Source organism: Kitasatospora sp. NPDC089913 (genome assembly GCF_044748625.1).
Lineage (GTDB): Bacteria > Actinomycetota > Actinomycetes > Streptomycetales > Streptomycetaceae > Kitasatospora.
In genome coordinates this window covers 194,037-209,238 of sequence record NZ_JBIVGI010000005.1, presented here as the reverse complement: position 1 = coordinate 209,238, position 15,202 = coordinate 194,037, and the positions used below count along the sequence as shown (strand labels likewise).

The 15,202-nt window shown below is 72.8% G+C and carries 15 protein-coding genes; 9 read left to right on the top strand and 6 right to left on the bottom strand.

What is annotated here, in order from left to right:
• Positions 1 to 216 precede the first annotated feature (216 nt).
• The 3 genes from lon to ACIPYS_RS10705 all read left to right on the top strand — a co-directional run bounded on the left by lon (position 217) and on the right by ACIPYS_RS10705 (position 4,590).
• The gene (gene lon / locus ACIPYS_RS10715; protein ID WP_400745338.1) at positions 217 to 2,700 is read left to right on the top strand and encodes an endopeptidase La; all 2,484 of its coding nucleotides are present in this window, start codon (positions 217 to 219) and stop codon (positions 2,698 to 2,700) included.
• 117 nt (positions 2,701 to 2,817) lie between these two features.
• Positions 2,818 to 3,351 carry a GtrA family protein gene (locus tag ACIPYS_RS10710; RefSeq protein WP_093860564.1) on the top strand — a complete coding sequence of 178 codons (534 nt, stop codon included), beginning with the start codon at positions 2,818 to 2,820 and terminating at the stop codon, positions 3,349 to 3,351.
• 24 nt (positions 3,352 to 3,375) lie between these two features.
• Positions 3,376 to 4,590, top strand: a complete 1,215-nt coding sequence (locus tag ACIPYS_RS10705) for an ROK family transcriptional regulator (RefSeq protein WP_093860563.1) — start codon at positions 3,376 to 3,378, stop codon at positions 4,588 to 4,590.
• 13 nt (positions 4,591 to 4,603) lie between these two features.
• Here the strand turns inward: ACIPYS_RS10705 and ACIPYS_RS10700 are convergent, their stop codons facing one another.
• A complete protein-coding gene (locus ACIPYS_RS10700) occupies positions 4,604 to 5,701 on the bottom strand; it encodes an ABC transporter permease (RefSeq protein ID WP_400745337.1) in 1,098 nt (365 codons plus the stop codon).
• A gap of 111 nt (positions 5,702 to 5,812) precedes the next feature.
• On the opposite strand from ACIPYS_RS10700, the gene ACIPYS_RS10695 reads away from it, so the two are divergent.
• Positions 5,813 to 6,286: a MarR family winged helix-turn-helix transcriptional regulator gene (locus ACIPYS_RS10695; protein ID WP_231978583.1), complete on the top strand. Its 474-nt coding sequence runs from the start codon at positions 5,813 to 5,815 to the stop codon at positions 6,284 to 6,286.
• Between the two features lie 191 nt (positions 6,287 to 6,477).
• Positions 6,478 to 8,031: an MDR family MFS transporter gene (locus ACIPYS_RS10690; RefSeq protein ID WP_231978582.1), complete on the top strand. Its 1,554-nt coding sequence runs from the start codon at positions 6,478 to 6,480 to the stop codon at positions 8,029 to 8,031.
• A 330-nt stretch (positions 8,032 to 8,361) separates the two neighbouring features.
• Here the strand turns inward: ACIPYS_RS10690 and ACIPYS_RS10685 are convergent, their stop codons facing one another.
• The gene (locus ACIPYS_RS10685; protein WP_093860561.1) at positions 8,362 to 8,616 is read right to left on the bottom strand and encodes a hypothetical protein; all 255 of its coding nucleotides are present in this window, start codon (positions 8,614 to 8,616) and stop codon (positions 8,362 to 8,364) included.
• Between the two features lie 29 nt (positions 8,617 to 8,645).
• Positions 8,646 to 9,839 (bottom strand): inorganic phosphate transporter, encoded by a 1,194-nt coding sequence (locus ACIPYS_RS10680; RefSeq protein WP_093860560.1) that lies wholly within the window; start codon positions 9,837 to 9,839, stop codon positions 8,646 to 8,648.
• A gap of 335 nt (positions 9,840 to 10,174) precedes the next feature.
• Here ACIPYS_RS10680 and ACIPYS_RS10675 point away from each other — a divergent pair, with 335 nt between their 5' ends.
• Entirely contained in the window at positions 10,175 to 11,932 is a 1,758-nt protein-coding gene (locus tag ACIPYS_RS10675) for an NlpC/P60 family protein (RefSeq protein WP_400745336.1), read from the top strand.
• A gap of 86 nt (positions 11,933 to 12,018) precedes the next feature.
• The gene (locus ACIPYS_RS10670; protein WP_400745335.1) at positions 12,019 to 12,603 is read left to right on the top strand and encodes a hypothetical protein; all 585 of its coding nucleotides are present in this window, start codon (positions 12,019 to 12,021) and stop codon (positions 12,601 to 12,603) included.
• A 261-nt stretch (positions 12,604 to 12,864) separates the two neighbouring features.
• Here ACIPYS_RS10670 and ACIPYS_RS10665 read toward each other — a convergent pair whose 3' ends face one another.
• The 3 genes from ACIPYS_RS10665 to ACIPYS_RS10655 are packed head-to-tail and all read right to left on the bottom strand — an operon-like array spanning position 12,865 to position 13,672.
• Entirely contained in the window at positions 12,865 to 13,080 is a 216-nt protein-coding gene (locus ACIPYS_RS10665; RefSeq protein ID WP_400745334.1) for a hypothetical protein, read from the bottom strand.
• The gene (locus ACIPYS_RS10660) at positions 13,077 to 13,310 is read right to left on the bottom strand and encodes a hypothetical protein (protein ID WP_400745333.1); all 234 of its coding nucleotides are present in this window, start codon (positions 13,308 to 13,310) and stop codon (positions 13,077 to 13,079) included. The genes ACIPYS_RS10665 and ACIPYS_RS10660 overlap by 4 nt, the downstream gene beginning before the upstream one ends.
• Positions 13,307 to 13,672, bottom strand: coding sequence for an ATP-binding protein (locus ACIPYS_RS10655; protein ID WP_400745332.1), 366 nt, complete (start codon positions 13,670 to 13,672; stop codon positions 13,307 to 13,309). The genes ACIPYS_RS10660 and ACIPYS_RS10655 overlap by 4 nt, the downstream gene beginning before the upstream one ends.
• 308 nt (positions 13,673 to 13,980) lie before the next feature.
• Here ACIPYS_RS10655 and ACIPYS_RS10650 point away from each other — a divergent pair, with 308 nt between their 5' ends.
• Both ACIPYS_RS10650 and ACIPYS_RS10645 read left to right on the top strand, forming a co-directional pair.
• Entirely contained in the window at positions 13,981 to 14,844 is an 864-nt protein-coding gene (locus ACIPYS_RS10650) for a helix-turn-helix domain-containing protein (protein WP_400745331.1), read from the top strand.
• A complete protein-coding gene (locus ACIPYS_RS10645) occupies positions 14,837 to 15,028 on the top strand; it encodes a DUF397 domain-containing protein (protein WP_400745329.1) in 192 nt (63 codons plus the stop codon). Before ACIPYS_RS10650 ends, ACIPYS_RS10645 begins: the two co-directional genes overlap by 8 nt.
• The last annotated feature ends 174 nt before the right edge of the window (positions 15,029 to 15,202 follow it).

Sequence of the window (15,202 nt, the reverse complement as noted above, 5' to 3'; positions counted from 1 at the left end):
CGGGAGGGGCCGCTCGCCGGTCCGCGCGGCGGCGGGTGCTCCCCGGGCCGTCCGGTGGGACCGCTTCCCGGTCCGCCCACCGGGTCTTTTTGACGGCCCCGCGACGGGCCGCGCCGACGCCGTTCTGTTCGCTCACGGCGAACAGCTGGAGGGGAACATCCGGCGGCCGCTAAGCCTTAGTCAGGTCGACTCAAGTTCACTGACTGGGGAGAGATCATGGCATCGACGTCCACACCGCTCACCCTGCCCGTGCTGCCGCTCGACGACGAGGTCGTCCTGCCGGGCATGGTCGTCCCGCTGGACCTCAAGGACGCCGAGGTCCGCGCCGCCGTCGAGGCCGCGCGCGCCGCCGCCACCGGCACCGCCGGGAAGCCCCAGGTGCTGCTGGTCCCGAGGGTGGACGGCTCCTACGCGGCGGCGGGCACCCTCGCCACCGTCGAACAGGTCGGCCGACTGGCCGACGGCCCGAACGGGATCGGGCAGCCGGCCGCGCTGGTCCGCGCGGTGCGCCGGGTGCGGATCGGCGTCGGCACCACCGGCCCGGGCGCCGCGCTCTGGGTGGAGACCACGCCGTTCCGCGAGTCCTCCGTCGGCACCCCGGTGGCCGGCCGGGCCGCCGAGCTGGTCAAGGAGTACAAGAGCCTCTCCACCCAGTGGCTGCGCCGCCGCGGCGCCTGGCAGATCGTCGACCGGGTGGCCGCGATCGAGGGCGTCGGCGAACTCGCCGACAACATCGGCTACGCGCCCTTCGTCACCGCCGAGCAGAAGCTCAAGGTGTTGCTGGAGGCCGACCAGGTCGCGCGACTGGAGTACGCGCTCGGCCTGCTCCGCGACCACCTCGCCGAGGAGGAGGTCAACGACACCATCCGCAAGGACGTCGAGGAGGGCGTCGCCAAGCAGCAGAAGGAGTTCCTGCTCCGCCGCCAGCTGGAGGCCGTCCGCAAGGAGCTGGCCGAGCTGAACGGCGACCCGGCCGACGAGGAGGACGACTACCGCACCCGGGTCGAGGCCGCCGACCTCCCGGAGAAGGTCCGCGAGGCCGCCCTCAAGGAGGTCGACAAGCTGGAGCGGGCCAGCGACCAGTCGCCCGAGGGCTCCTGGATCCGCACCTGGCTGGACACCGTGCTGGAGCTGCCCTGGAACGAGCGCACCGAGGACAGCTACGACATCGCCGGCGCCCGCGCGGTGCTGGACGCCGACCACGCCGGCCTGGCCGACGTCAAGGACCGCATCGTCGAGTACCTGGCCGTCCGCAAGCGCCGGGCCGAGCAGGCGGCCGCGGGGCAGGCGGCCGCGGGGCAGGCGGCCGCGGGCGAGCAGGACGGCCGGGTCGGGACGGTCGCCCCGAAGAGCGGCGGGCGGCGGGCGGGCGGCGCGGTGCTCGCGCTGGTCGGCCCGCCCGGGGTCGGCAAGACCTCGCTCGGAGAGTCGGTGGCCCGTGCCATGGGCCGCAGCTTCGTCCGGGTCTCGCTCGGCGGCGTCCGGGACGAGGCGGAGATCCGCGGTCACCGGCGCACCTACGTCGGCGCGCTGCCCGGCCGGCTGGTCCGGGCCCTCAAGGAGGCCGGCTCGATGAACCCGGTCGTGCTGCTCGACGAGATCGACAAGGTCGGCTCGGACTACCGGGGCGACCCGGCCGCCGCCCTGCTGGAGGTGCTCGACCCGGCGCAGAACCACACCTTCCGGGACCACTACCTGGAGGTCGAGCTGGACCTCTCCGACGTGGTCTTCCTCGCCACCGCCAACGTGCTGGAGTCCATCCCCGAGCCGCTGCTCGACCGGATGGAGCTGGTCCGCCTGGACGGCTACACCGAGGACGAGAAGGTCGTCATCGCCCGCGACCACCTGCTCCCGCGCCAGCTGGAGCGGGCCGGGCTCAAGGACGAGGAGGTCGCGGTCGACGAGCCGGCGCTGCGGAAGCTGGCGGGCGAGTACACCCGCGAGGCCGGCGTCCGGAACCTCGAACGGGCGATCGCCCGGGTGCTGCGCAAGGTCGCCGCGCAGACCGAGCTGGGGGAGCGGGAGCTGCCCGCCGCGATCGGCGCCCAGGAGCTGCGCGCCCTGATCGGCCGGCCGCACCACGTGCCGGAGGCGGCCCAGGAGCCCGCCGAGCGCCGCACCGCGGTGCCCGGGGTGGCGACCGGCCTGGCGGTCACCGGGGCCGGCGGCGACGTCCTCTACATCGAGGCCTCGCTCGCCGACGCCGAGACCGGCGGCACCGGCCTGACCCTGACCGGCCAGCTGGGCGACGTCATGAAGGAGTCCGCGCACATCGCGCTCTCCTACCTGCGTTCGCGCGGGGCCGAGCTGGAACTGCCGGTCACCTCGCTGCGCGACCGCGGCGTGCACCTGCACGTCCCGGCCGGGGCCGTCCCCAAGGACGGGCCGAGCGCCGGCATCACCATGACCACCGCGCTGGCCTCGCTGCTCTCCGGGCGCAAGGTGCGCACCGACGTGGCGATGACCGGTGAGGTGTCGCTGACCGGGCGGGTGCTGCCGATCGGCGGGGTGAAGCAGAAGCTGCTCGCCGCCGACCGGGCCGGGGTCACCACGGTGATCATCCCCAGGCGGAACGAGGCCGATCTGGACGACGTCCCGGCGGAGGTGCTGGCGCGGCTGACCGTGCACCCGGTGGCCGACGTCCGGGAGGTGCTGCGGCTGGCCCTGGAGCCCGCCGAGGTGCTGGCCGCCGTCGCCTGACCCGGTCCGCCGGGGCCGGGGCCCCTTCCCCGGCCCCGGTCCCGGCCCCCGCACGGAGCCCGTCCCGCCCGGTCCGCCGGACGGGACGGGCTCCGTGCGCCGTGCCAGACTGCGAAGATGCCGTCCCTCACCCAGCGCGCCCTGGCCCGGGTACCGGGCCGGGTCCGTCCGGCCCTGGTCCGGCACCGGCGGCTGGTGAAGTTCCTCCTGGTCGGCAGCGGCTGCTTCGCCCTGACGGTGCTGATCAACTACGCGCTGCGGTTCACCGTCATGCCGAGGAAGCCGGTGCTGGCGCTCACCGTGGCGACCGTGGTCGGCACCGTCGTCTCCTACCTGCTCAACCGGCGGTGGTCCTTCCGCTCCTCCTGGCGCCGGCGCGAGCCTCTGCTGTTCGTCCTGGTGAGCGCCGTGGCCGTGGCGGTGAACGACCTGCCGCTGATCGCCTCGCGCTACCTGCTGGACCTGCGCGAGCCCTGGGTCAGCCCGTTCACCCAGGAGCTGGCCGACTTCCTGAGCGGGATGGTGCTGGGCACCTTCGTGGCGATGCTGTTCCGCTTCTGGGCCATGCAGCGCTGGGTCTTCACCCGGGTGGAGGAGGCCGGGGCGGGAAGCCCCGCGGGCGTCGGGGCCCTAGGCTCGGAGGGGCAGTAGCCGCGGCGGGAGCGGGTGAGGGTGATGCGTGAGACGGACGGCGCCCCGACCGGGCCCGCGAGCCAGCAGGGGATGCGCCGGGCCAATCTGGCGCTGGTGCTCGGTGTGATCGCGCACGCCCCGCGCTCGCGCGCCGAGGTGGCCGCCGGAACCGGGCTGACCAGGGCCGCGGTCTCCTCGCTCGCCGAGGAGCTGATCGGAGCCGGACTGGTGGTCGAGGAGGGCCCGGCCGCACCCAGCGGCAAGGTCGGCCGCCCCGGCACCGCGCTCGGACTCAACCCGGACGGCCCCGGCGGCCTCGGCGCCGAGATCGGGGTGGAGCACCTGGGCGCCTGCGTGGTCGACCTGCGCGGCGAGGTCCGCGCCTGGCACCGCCAGGAGGTCCGCAACCGGGGCCGGCGCCCCGCCGCCGTCATGGCCGACCTCGCCGAACTCGTCTGCCGCGCCGCCGCCGAGGCCGGACCGCGCCCGGCCGGGCTGGCCCTGGCGGTGCCCGGACTGGTCGGGATCGACGGCGCACTGCTCCGGCGGGCCGCCAACCTGGGCTGGGAGGAGGTGCCGCTCGCCGCCGAGCTGCGGCTCGCGCTGCGCGCCGCCGGCGCCGGGGAGCTGGCCGAGCTGCCGCTGCGGGCCGACAACGAGGCCAACCTGGGCGGGCTCGCCGAACGCTGGCTCGGTGGCGGACCGTCCGACTTCCTGCACGTCTGCGCCGAGGCCGGGATCGGCGCGGCGGTCGTGGTCGAGGGGCGGCTGCTGCGCGGCGCGCGCGGCTTCGCGGGCGAGCTGGGGCACGTCCCGGTGCATCCGGACGGTCCGCGCTGCGCCTGCGGGGCGCACGGCTGTCTGGAGCAGTACGCGGGGGAGGCGGCGGTGCTGCGCGCGGCCGGTCTCGAGGGCGTCCGGGGCGACTGGGTGGCGCTGCTCGCCGAGCGGGCCGGGGCCGGGGACGAGGAGGTGCGGCGGGCGCTCGCCGGGGCCGGGGCCGCGCTGGGGATCGCCGTGGCGGGAGCGGTCAACCTGCTGGACCCGGCGGAGGTGGTGCTGGGCGGCGGCTACGCGCAGCTGGCGCCCTGGCTGCTGCCCGCGATGCGGGCCGAGCTGGCCGCCCGGGTGACCGTCCGTCCCTGGGCGGACGAGCGGCTGACGGTCTCCCGGCTGGGCCGCCGCGGCCCCCTGCTGGGGGCCGCGGCGGGCGTGGTCCGGTCGGTGCTCGCCGATCCGGGCCGGCCGGGGGCCTGAGGGCCGGCGGCGGTCAGCTCTCGACGAGTTCGCGGCTGCGGTGCGAGGGCCGGCGCAGGACGGCGGCGAAGGTCACCGCGATCCCGGCCAGGGCCCAGGCGAGCAGGACGAGCAGCGGCCGGGTCAGCGCGCTGCCGTCGAAGTAGGCGACGGAGCGGGTGGCGTCGGTGCCCGCGCCGTTCGGGAACCAGGCCCCGATCGCCCGCCAGAACGGCGGCATCAGCGGCGGCGGGAAGACTCCGCCCGCGCTGGGGTTGCCGAGCACCACGAAGAGCAGCACCGCGACGCCGATGCCGATGATGTCGAACAGGCACTGCAGCGCCATGGTGAACGCGCCCACCGCGAAGACCACCAGCGCGCCGACGGCGGACATCGACCAGAACGGTCCCGGCAGCGCGTCCAGCACCGACTTGACGATGATCGCGCCGCCGATGCCGGCCGCGACCGAGTAGAGCGCCAGCGTGCCGAGCCGGATCACCGCCCGGTTGCTGTTGGCGGGCTTCGCCCCGGCGCTGACGCCGAGGATGGAGGCGACCAGGTAGCCGCCGACGCACCAGCCGATCACCAGGTAGAAGGAGGAGAGGCCGTTGGCGTCGCCCTTGGCGAGCGGCACCACGTCCTCGACCTTCACGGTGCGGCCCTGGGTCTTCTCCAGGCCGGTGACGATGCTCTCGGCGGCCCGGGCGGCGGACGGGCCGCGCGCGTTGGCGACCAGCAGCACGTCCTCGGTGGAGGCTGGGTCCACCACCAGCGCGGCGTAGACCTTCTGGTCCTTGATCTGCTCGGTTGCGGTCTCCGCGTCCGGCGCGGTGACGGCCTTCACGGCCTGGTCCGGGACGGACTCCAGGCCCTGGACGAACTTGGGGGCGACCTGCGGCGGGGCGACCACCGCGATCGACAGCTCGTGCGGGGTGGGGTGGTGCAGGGCGCCCACGTACGAGGTGACGAAGCCGAGCTGGAGCAGCAGCACGCCGATGACCAGCATCGCCGCGCGCGGGGTGACCGCGCCCTTCAGCTCGGCGGCGAAGCCCTTCCGCGGCTCCGGGGCCGATGCCCGCGCCGGCTCCGGTGTGGGTTCCTGCCCTGCCTGTTGCCCGGGGGCGGAGGTCATGCACATCTCCTTGTGTATCGGGGGAAACCGGATACTTAATAGCATGAACTAGTTTCCTCCGTGTTTCTCCCGCGCCGCAGTGCCCCGGGCGGGCTGCGGGATACTGGCGCGGTGAAGGTGCCGAACGAGGAGCGCGACGAGCAGCCCCTGCTGGCCGTGGAGCGCGAGGTCGGGGTGTTGTTCCGGCGGGGCCGGGCCCGGGTGGCGGAGCTGTCCCGGCGGGTCCATCCGCAGCTGGAGGGCATGGCGTACAGCCTGCTGGCCCATGTCGAGCAGGCCGGGCCGGTGCGGGTGACCGATGTCGGGGTGCACTTCGCCGTCGGCAAGGCGACCGTCAGCCGGCAGATCCGGGCGCTGGAGGAGCTGGGCCTGCTGGCCCGGGAGGTGGACCCGCTGGACCGCCGTTCGGCGCTGGTGTCGCTCACCGAGGACGGCCGGCGGCGGTTCCTGGCGGCCCGGGACGCCCGGATGGGCCGGGTGCGGGAGCTGATGGCCGACTGGTCGCAGGAGGACGTGGTCCGCTTCGCCGAGCTGCTGCACCGCTTCAACGACGTGGTGGGCGAGGCGGCCGTGCCGAGCGCCTGAGCGCCCGGGTGCGCGGGTGCGCGGGTGTGCGGACGTGCGGTGTGCGGGTGCGTGGGTGCGTGGAAGTCCGAGCGGTCTGCCGGGAGCCCGGGCCGAGGGTCGGTCCGGGCTTTACTTGTTCTTGAAGAATGTTGCCCAAGTCAACCATCTCGGCCTATGGTTGTGTCAGGCAACTATCCCGAAGGACCTCGATGACCGCCACCGCCACCCCGACCGCCACGACCGGAGCCGCCGCCGACACCGACCAACCGATGACGCACCGGCAGGTGATGGAGGCGCTCTCCGGCCTGCTGCTCGGCCTCTTCGTCGCCGTGCTCTCGTCGACCGTCGTCTCCAACGCGCTGCCCCGGATCCTCACCGACCTGCACGGCGGGCAGTCCGCCTACACCTGGGTGATCACCGCGACCCTGCTCACCCTCACCGCCTCCACCCCGATCTGGGGCAAGCTCTCCGACCTCGCCAGCAAGAAGCTGCTGCTGCAGATCGCGCTGGTGATCTACATCGCCTCCTCCGCGCTGGCCGGCTTCTCCCAGAACACCGGCCAGCTGATCGCCTGCCGCGCGCTCCAGGGCATCGGCGCCGGCGGAGTCACCGCGCTCGCCCAGATCTGCCTGGCCGCGATGGTCCCGCCGCGCGAGCGCGGCCGGTACAGCGGCTACTTCGGCGCCGTCTTCGCCCTCGCCACCATCGGCGGCCCGCTGATCGGCGGCGTCATCGTGGACACCTCCTGGCTCGGCTGGCGCTGGTGCTTCTACGTCGGCATCCCGTTCGCGCTGGCCGCCATCCTGGTGCTGCAGCGGACCCTGAAGCTGCCCGTGGTCCGGCGCAAGGTCCGGATCGACTACCTGGGCGCCCTGGTGATCACCGGCGCGGTCAGCCTGCTGATGATCTGGATCACCCTGGCCGGCAAGAACTACGCCTGGCTCTCCTGGCAGACCGCGGCCATGGTCGGCGGCGGACTGCTGCTCGGCGCCCTCGCCGTGGTGGTCGAGCGCCGCGCCGCCGAGCCGATCATCCCGCCGCACCTGTTCCGGCACCGGACGGTCACCCTGTCCGCGCTGGCCAGCGTCCTGGTCGGGATCGGGATGTACGGCGCCACCACGTTCCTCAGCCAGTACTTCCAGCTCGCCCGGGACAAGTCCCCGACGGTGGCCGGCCTGATGACCCTGCCGATGATCCTCGGCCTGGCCGTCTCCTCCACCGTGGCGGGCCGGCTGATCACCAAGTACGGCCGCTGGAAGGCCTACCTGGTCGCCGGCACCCTGCTGCTCGCCGTCGGGTTCGCCCTGCTCGGCACCGCCCGGGCCGACACGGCCTACGGCCTGCTCTCGGTCTACATGGCGGTCACCGGCATCGGTCTCGGCCTCACCATGCAGAACCTCGTGCTCGCCGTGCAGAACACCGTGCCGCGCGCCGAGCTCGGCGCGGCCAGCTCGGTGGTCACCTTCTTCCGCACCATGGGCGGCGCGATGGGCGTCTCCGCACTCGGCGCGCTGATGAACAACCGGGTCGGCCACTACCTCGCCGAGAACCTGGCCGCCGCGCACGTCCCGGTCCCCGGCGGCGCGCTCGGCGGCGGCATCCCGGACCTGCACAAGCTGCCCGCGCCGCTGGTGCCGCTGGTCACCGACGCCTTCGGGCACGGGGTCGGGGTGGTGTTCCTGGTCGCGGCGCCGTTCGCGCTGCTGGCCTTCGTCACGGTGCTGTTCGTGCGGGAGACGGTGCTGCGCACCGCTCAGGACTGATCCCGGGACGGGCGCCGGTTCCGTACGGATGCCCGTCCGGTCGTGCGGACGCCTGCCCGATCGCCGGGCGGGCGTCCGCTGCGTCGTACGGGTGCGCGGCCGCGGTCCTGGCACGTGTCCGCCCGGCGCCCGGGGCCGTCCCCGTGCCGGCCGTCCTCGTGCCGGTCGTCCCCGCGACGGCCGTCCCCCGCCGGTTGTCCGCCCGACGCCCGGGCGGGTGTCCGGCACGCCGTCGGGGCGTCGGACGCCGGTACCGAAACGGCCGGAGGGCCGGGAGTGGTGATCCACTCCCGGCCCTCCGGCCGTTTCGTGCGGGGCCGCGCGGTCCGGCTACTTGCCCGCGATCAGCGACAGCCCGTAGAGGACGGCCGCGCCGCAGACGGCGAAGCAGGCGTAGGCGCCGGCCAGGGCCAGTCGGCCGCCGTTCGCCGGGGCGCCCGGTCCGGCCGCCTCGCGCTGCGCGGTGAGCGAGGCCTCGCGGCGGGAGAGGGCCAGGATGCCGAGTGCGAAGACGGCGACGACGGCGACGGTGACGCCGAAGCTGACACCTGCGGTCTGGGCCAGGGCGTTCCACTTGATGTGCATGGTGTTTCGAGCTCCTCAGCCGGCGGCGGTCAGGCCGCGACCGTGGTCGAGGCGGGGGTCGGGGTGGCGGGCGCGGCCGGGCCGACCTCGACCGGGGTGACGTCGGCGACCTCGGTGACGTCGTCGGAGGTGACGTTGTCCGCCCCGACCGGCTGGCGGCGGGAGATGACCCACATCGCGCCCGAGCCGGCCACCAGGGCGACGCCGACCAGCGCCACGCCCCAGTTGCCCTGCTCGGCGAGGAAGGCCGCGAGTCCGCCCACGGTGGCGGCGGCGGGCAGCGTCAGGCCCCAGGTGTAGACCATGCGGCGGACCATGCCCCAGCGCAGCTCGGCCTTCGGGCCGCCGAGGCCGGCGCCCATGATGCCGCCGGAGCAGACCTGGGTGGTGGAGAGGCCGAAGCCCATGTGCGAGGAGGTCAGGATGACCGTCGCGGCGGCCGACTCGGAGGCGAAGCCCTGGCGCGGGGTGATGTCCGCGAGGCCCTTGCCCATCGAGCGGATGATCCGCCAGCCGCCCATGTAGGTGCCGATCGCGATCGCGGCGCCGGCCGAGACGATGACCCAGGTGGGGGGCAGCGCGCCCTTCGGCAGGGCGCCGACCGAGACCAGGGTCAGGGTGATGATGCCCATCGTCTTCTGGGCGTCGTTGGTGCCGTGCGCCAGCGAGATCAGCGAGGAGGAGAAGATCTGGCCGGTGCGGAAGCCCTTGCCGACGGCCTCGTCCTTGCTCTTGCGGGTGATCGCGAAGGCGAGCTTGGTGGCGCCCCAGGCGGCCAGGCCGGCCACCAGCGGGGAGGCGACGGCCGGGATGAGGATCTTGCTGACGACAGTGTCGAAGTTGACGCCGTTGACGCCGACACCGACCACGGTGGCGCCGATCAGGCCGCCGTAGAGCGCGTGCGACGAGCTGGACGGCAGACCGCGCAGCCAGGTCAGCAGGTTCCAGAGGATCGCGCCGGCGAGTGCGGCGAAGATGATCTCCGGATGGATGCCCGCCTTCTCGTTGACGATGCCGCCGGAGATGGTGGTGGCGACCTTCACGGAGAGGAACGCACCCGCGAAGTTGAGGACGGCCGCGATGGTGACCGCGACCTTCGGCCTGAGGGCTCCCGTGGCGATGGAGGTGGCCATCGCGTTGGCGGTGTCGTGGAACCCGTTGGTGAAGTCGAAGGCGAGCGCCGTGATGATCACAACGGCCACCAGGAACGAGATGTGTTCCATACCCAAACAATCGTCGTAGTTGTCGCACAGACGTTGGCGTCGTTCGCGACCGTAGGGATGCTGGATGAACGGAAGGTGAACAGGTGTCGGAATCGTGGTTCCGATGGTGACTCGGGGGTGGCCGAGACCTTTCCGCAGGGTGTCCGCGACCGCGCTGAGCTGGACATTAGTGGAGATCCGCCCGGTTCGCCCGTTTTGCTGAGAGCTGTCTCACAGCCGGGGCGAAAAATTCATCGAGCCGTACGGGTGCGGTCTGTTTCCGGCGAGTAACCCATGGCAGGATCTGCGGAGGTCCGGGGACCCCGGAGCAGGGACGGGCGGGGAGGGCGGGACCCATGGGCGGCGGCGTACGACGGGCGGAACCGACGGACGGACGACGGGCGGGCAGCCGCGGCGGCGGACAGCCGGCCTGGGTACGGGCCGCACTGCGCTGCGGCGCGGTCCTCGCGGCCGCCGCGCTCGCGCTGCCGCTGGCCGCGGGTGCGGCCTGGGCCGACCCCGCACAGCCGGTCCCCGGCACCACCGCGCCCGGCGCGCCGGTGACCGACCCCGGCGGCGACCCGCTGGCGGCCGCCAAGGCCACCCTCGGCCCGCTGCTGGACCAGCTGCACTCGCTCTACCAGGGCGCCGAGGCCGCCACCGAGCAGTACAACGCGGCCGTCACCAAGGTCACCGAGCAGCAGGCCTCGCTCGCCGAGCTCAAGTCCAAGCTGGAGCGCCAGGAGAAGCAGGTCGACGCCGGCACCGACATCGCGTCCCAGCTCGCCGCCGCCCAGTACCGCAATGGCGCCGCGTCCGCCTACGCCGAGCTGCTGCTCTCCAAGGACCCGTACGAGGCCGTCACCATCGCCGAGCTGCTCGCCACCGCCAGCCGCTCGCAGAACGAGTTCCTCGCGAAGCTGACCTCCGACCGGGACGCCCTGGGCGTGCTGAAGAAGCAGAACGAGGAGGCGCTCGGCACCTCGCAGACCCTGGTCAGCCAGCAGGACGCGGCCAAGGCGAAGGTCGCCGCCGACCTCGCCGCCGTCGAGCAGCTGGTCTCCTCGCTCACCGGGGCGCAGCGCGCCGAACTGGAGCAGGTCGAGAAGGCCAAGGCCGACGAGGCCCAGCTCGCCTTCCTCGCCTCCGGTGTGCTCGGCCAGGGCGAGCGCACCCCCTCGCTGGCCGGGCGGGCCGCCGTCGCCTTCGCGCTCGCCCAGCTGGGCAAGCCGTACGTGTGGGGCGGGGCCGGGCCGGACGTGTTCGACTGCTCCGGGCTCACCTCGCAGGCGTGGCTGCACGCCGGCAAGCCGATCCCGCGCACCAGCCAGGAGCAGTGGGCGCAGCTCCAGCACATCCCGCTGAACCAGATGCGGCCCGGGGACCTCGTCATCTACTTCGAGGGCGCCACGCACGTCGCGATGTACATCGGCGGCGGGCTGGTCGTGCACGCGCCGCGGCCGGGTTCGTACGTCAAGGTCGGGCCGATCGGGGCGAACCCGATCCTCGGCGCCGTCCGGCCGGACCCGAGCGGCGCCGCCGACGAGGCGGGCGGCACCTGGAAGGTGCCGGACCTGCCGGCCGGCTGGGACGCGGTCACGCCGATCGCGTCCAGCCCGCTGAACCAGCCGCCGGTTCCCGAGGGCACCGTGGTCCCGCCGGTCGTTCCGGCCCTGCCGGGCACGCCGACCGCTCCGGGCACGCCCGTGCCGGGTACGCCGACGCCGGGCACGCCCGACCCGTCCAACCCGGGCACCCCGACCGGCACCCCCACGGGGACGCCGACCGGGACGCCGACCGACCCGGGGACGGGCACGCCGACCACCACGCCGACCGGGACTCCGACGGGTACGCCCACGGGCACGCCCACGGGCACGCCCACGGGTACGCCGACCGGGACACCGACGGGTACGCCCACCGGGACGCCGACCGGCACGCCCACGGGTACCCCGACCGGCACGCCCACCGAGACCCCGACGGGCACCCCGACCTCGACCCCGACCGGCACCGGCTCGCCCACCGCTTCGGGCTCCGCCGCGGCCACGGCCTCCGGTACCGCGTCGGCGACGGCCTCCGGCACCAGCACGGGCACCCTCCCGCCGAACCAGCACTGACCTCTCGGCAGGGCCGGACTCCCGGAGGTCTCCGGGAGTCCGGCCCTGCCGCCTTTGCCGGTGCGGTCGCGTGGGAGGCTCGCCCCATGACAGGGGTGGAGACGTTCGGGGCGCATCTGCTGCGGGCGAGCACGGGCATCCTGGAACGCCTGCCCGAGCCGGTGAGGGCCGAGGTCTACGTCCTCGCGCTCAACATCTGGCGGGTGGACGCCGACGACCGGCGCCCGTACGTCGACATCGGCCACAACACCGAGAGCCAGTACCAGGCGGCGGCGGAGTCCGACCGGGACGAGGCCCGATGGTTCTACGCCCACTGGATCCTCGACGGCTTCGACCGGCTCGGCAACGTGCCCGAGGACCAGGCCGGCGGCGCGCTGTGGGAGGCGGAGGCGGGGCGCCTCGGCCTCTGGTACGACGGCCCGTTCGACCTGGACCGACGCCTGGACGACCCCGCGGTGGCCGCCAGGGCGAACGGGCTGCGGCGGCATTTCCACGCGAGCGTGATCGACCTCGCCCGCCGGCTGAACGAGAGCGGCGAGGTGGAGCGGATCTTCGGCCGCCCGCTGCCGGTGGTGGTGTTCGACATGGACTGCCCAGGTTGGGAGGAAGAGGCCACGGTGGCCGCCAACCCGCCCGAGCTGATCACCGGGTTCCTGGGCCTCTACAACTGATCGCCACTTCCCCCGAGCCAGTGCGGTGCGGGAAGTCGGAGCAGTCGATTGCCCGCACCACGATCCATCTCCAGCTCAGGCTGCCCCTCGCTCGGCCCGAGCGAGGGGCAGCCACTCATGACCCGCTGTTCCTCGGTGCGATCGGGTGAGGTCGAGGCTGGTTGGAGTGAAAAGTCGGTGCCGCCGACTTTCCACTCCGGGGTCTTTTCCGGTTGCCCCTTGCTGGCTGCAAGGGGCAACCGCTGGGGTGCGGTTCTGGGGTCAGTGGGGCTGTGGATTGTCGGGGTCGGGCTGGTGGGGGGTCCAGGTGTGTTCGGTGGTGCCGTCGGGGTGGGTGTGGGGTTCCCAGTGGCCGTGGCGGGTGATCGGGGGTGGGGGCGGACCGATCCTGAGGGCGGTGACGACGCCGGTGATCACGGTGGCGATGGCGAGGGCGAGGAGGACGGTGAAGGCGGCGCCGACGAGGAAGGTGCTCATTCCCGGGTCACCTCGCGCAGCAGGGTGAGGAGGTTGAGGAGGGTGGAGACGGGGGCGTCGCCGAAGTCGACGAGGAGGCGGCCGTCGATGGTGGGGTCCGAGACGGCGGCGGAGCCCCAGCGCAGGCCGAGGGGTCTGCCGCGTTCGTGGAGTTCACGGAGGAGGGCGGTGACCTCGGGTTCGGTGTAGGTGCGCAGGATGCGGTCGTGGGGGTCGATGGGGGTGTTCACGCGGCGAAGTCCAGTTCGAACCAGACGACCTTGCCGGTCTTGGTGGGGTCGACGCCGAGGCGGTCGGCGAGGGCGCGGACGAGGTGGAGTCCGCGCCCGGAGACCGCGTAGGGGTCGGCGGAGATCCGGGGTTCGGGCAGCTCGGGGCAGTCGTCGCAGACGGCGACGCGCAGGGTGCTCGGCCGCAGGCAGACCAGGACGGCCGGGGCGGGGCAGCCTCCGTGCTGCCACGCATTGACGAACAGTTCCTGGAAGGCGAGTTCGGCGTCGGCGATGCTGTCCGGCGGCCACCCGGCGGTGCGGAGGAGGGAGCGGAGTTCGGCCCGGACGGCGGAGCAGTCGGGCGGGTTGCAGGCACGCATGGCGAACCTCCAGGGGGAGGGCGAGGGAGAGGGAGCGTCGACGGACGCGTCACCGTGAACGAGGCCAGCCCGGACTGGCTGCTCTGCGGTGCAAGAGGGCAGCATGCGCCTACTGCCCGGATGAACAGGCATTACTGACGACCCGTCGGATCGCTGTGATGCAGACCATAGCCCACTGCAGTATCTAATTTTTACGCTCGCGAGATATTCACCCGTGAGGGGTAACGGCGGCTGGAACATCGCACTCTGGTGGACCGTCGCCCGAACGGCGCGGCACACTTGGCCCGACCGCGCCCCGGAAGGAAGCCATGCCTCCACGCCCGAACCCGACCGTCCGTCAACGCAGGCTCGGAACGGAGCTGCGGAGGATGAGAGAGCAGGCAGGCCTCGGCGGGTCCCAACTCGGCCGTGCCGTAGGAATGAGCCCTGCCCAGGTGACGCAAATGGAATCCGGGCGGATCGGCATCAGCGCCGAGCGGCTGAACACCATCGCTGCTGCCTGCAACTGTGCCAACCGGCCGCTGATCGACGCGCTTGGCAGCATCATCGGTGAACGTGGAAAGGGCTGGTGGGAGAACTATCGCGAGGTGCTGACGACGGACTTCCTGGAGGTGGCTGAGGTCGAGGCGCACGCTCAGGAGATCGCCATCTGCACCACTACCTATATTCCGGGGCTTCTGCAGACCGGCACCTATGCCTCTGCCGTCTTCACGCGAATCTATCCGCCGTTGTCCCGAACCGAGATCGACATCAGGACTGCCTTCCGGGTCCAGCGGCAGCAGATCGTCCGCTCCGGCAGGACGCCGTTGCGGACGTATGTCCATGAAGCAGCTCTGCGTATGCAGTTCGGGGGTCCGAGGGTTCTCGCTCAGCAGCTTGAGGCTCTGGTTGAGGACTCCACTCGGCCGGGGATCTCTGTTCGGGTGGTGCCGTTCGCGCTTGACACCTTCCCGGGATCCGGCGAGAACCTTACCTTCGCCAAGGGGCTGGTGCCCGAGCTGGACACTGTTCAGATGGACGTGTCACAGGGGACGCTCTTCTTCGACTCTCCGGCAGATCTGGCTAAGCAGCGGATCATCTTCGACCGGCTGGACTCCACTGCGCTCTCCGAGGGCGGATCGCGCGACTTTATCCGTTCCCTCATGAAAGAAATAGAGGCCAGCTATGCCTGACGCAATATGGCAGAAGTCCAGTTACAGCGCGGCGAACAACGAGTGCGTCGAGGTCCGGGCTGGCGCCGAGGCAGTTGAGCTCCGAGAATCCGATGCGCCTGGCCTGGTCCTCAAAGCAGACCCCGCCGTCTTCGCCGATCTCCTCCGCACGATCAAGGCCGGCGAACTCGACCGCCACGTCTGATCTTGCTGCTCCCTCGCTCGGCCCGAGCGAGGGAGCAGCCGCCCGCAGGCCGGGGAGTAGGTGGTCGGAGTCGCCGAATTCCTGCTCCGCGCCTCCATAGCCTGAACACCATGTTGCCTCTTGCAGCAGGCGTCCAGTCACTGATTGGTCAACCTGTTCCGACTTGGTTCATCC

Coding starts and splice junctions, on each gene's coding strand:
- ACIPYS_RS10670 (WP_400745335.1), top strand. CDS start 12,019: ATGACAGGGGTGGAGACGTTCGGGGCGCATCTGCTGCGGGCGAGCACG.
- ACIPYS_RS10680 (WP_093860560.1), bottom strand. CDS start 9,839: ATGGAACACATCTCGTTCCTGGTGGCCGTTGTGATCATCACGGCGCTC.
- ACIPYS_RS10665 (WP_400745334.1), bottom strand. CDS start 13,080: ATGAGCACCTTCCTCGTCGGCGCCGCCTTCACCGTCCTCCTCGCCCTC.
- ACIPYS_RS10650 (WP_400745331.1), top strand. CDS start 13,981: ATGCCTCCACGCCCGAACCCGACCGTCCGTCAACGCAGGCTCGGAACG.
- lon (WP_400745338.1), top strand. CDS start 217: ATGGCATCGACGTCCACACCGCTCACCCTGCCCGTGCTGCCGCTCGAC.
- ACIPYS_RS10675 (WP_400745336.1), top strand. CDS start 10,175: ATGGGCGGCGGCGTACGACGGGCGGAACCGACGGACGGACGACGGGCG.
- ACIPYS_RS10690 (WP_231978582.1), top strand. CDS start 6,478: ATGACCGCCACCGCCACCCCGACCGCCACGACCGGAGCCGCCGCCGAC.
- ACIPYS_RS10655 (WP_400745332.1), bottom strand. CDS start 13,672: ATGCGTGCCTGCAACCCGCCCGACTGCTCCGCCGTCCGGGCCGAACTC.
- ACIPYS_RS10705 (WP_093860563.1), top strand. CDS start 3,376: ATGCGTGAGACGGACGGCGCCCCGACCGGGCCCGCGAGCCAGCAGGGG.
- ACIPYS_RS10645 (WP_400745329.1), top strand. CDS start 14,837: ATGCCTGACGCAATATGGCAGAAGTCCAGTTACAGCGCGGCGAACAAC.
- ACIPYS_RS10685 (WP_093860561.1), bottom strand. CDS start 8,616: ATGCACATCAAGTGGAACGCCCTGGCCCAGACCGCAGGTGTCAGCTTC.
- ACIPYS_RS10700 (WP_400745337.1), bottom strand. CDS start 5,701: ATGACCTCCGCCCCCGGGCAACAGGCAGGGCAGGAACCCACACCGGAG.
- ACIPYS_RS10710 (WP_093860564.1), top strand. CDS start 2,818: ATGCCGTCCCTCACCCAGCGCGCCCTGGCCCGGGTACCGGGCCGGGTC.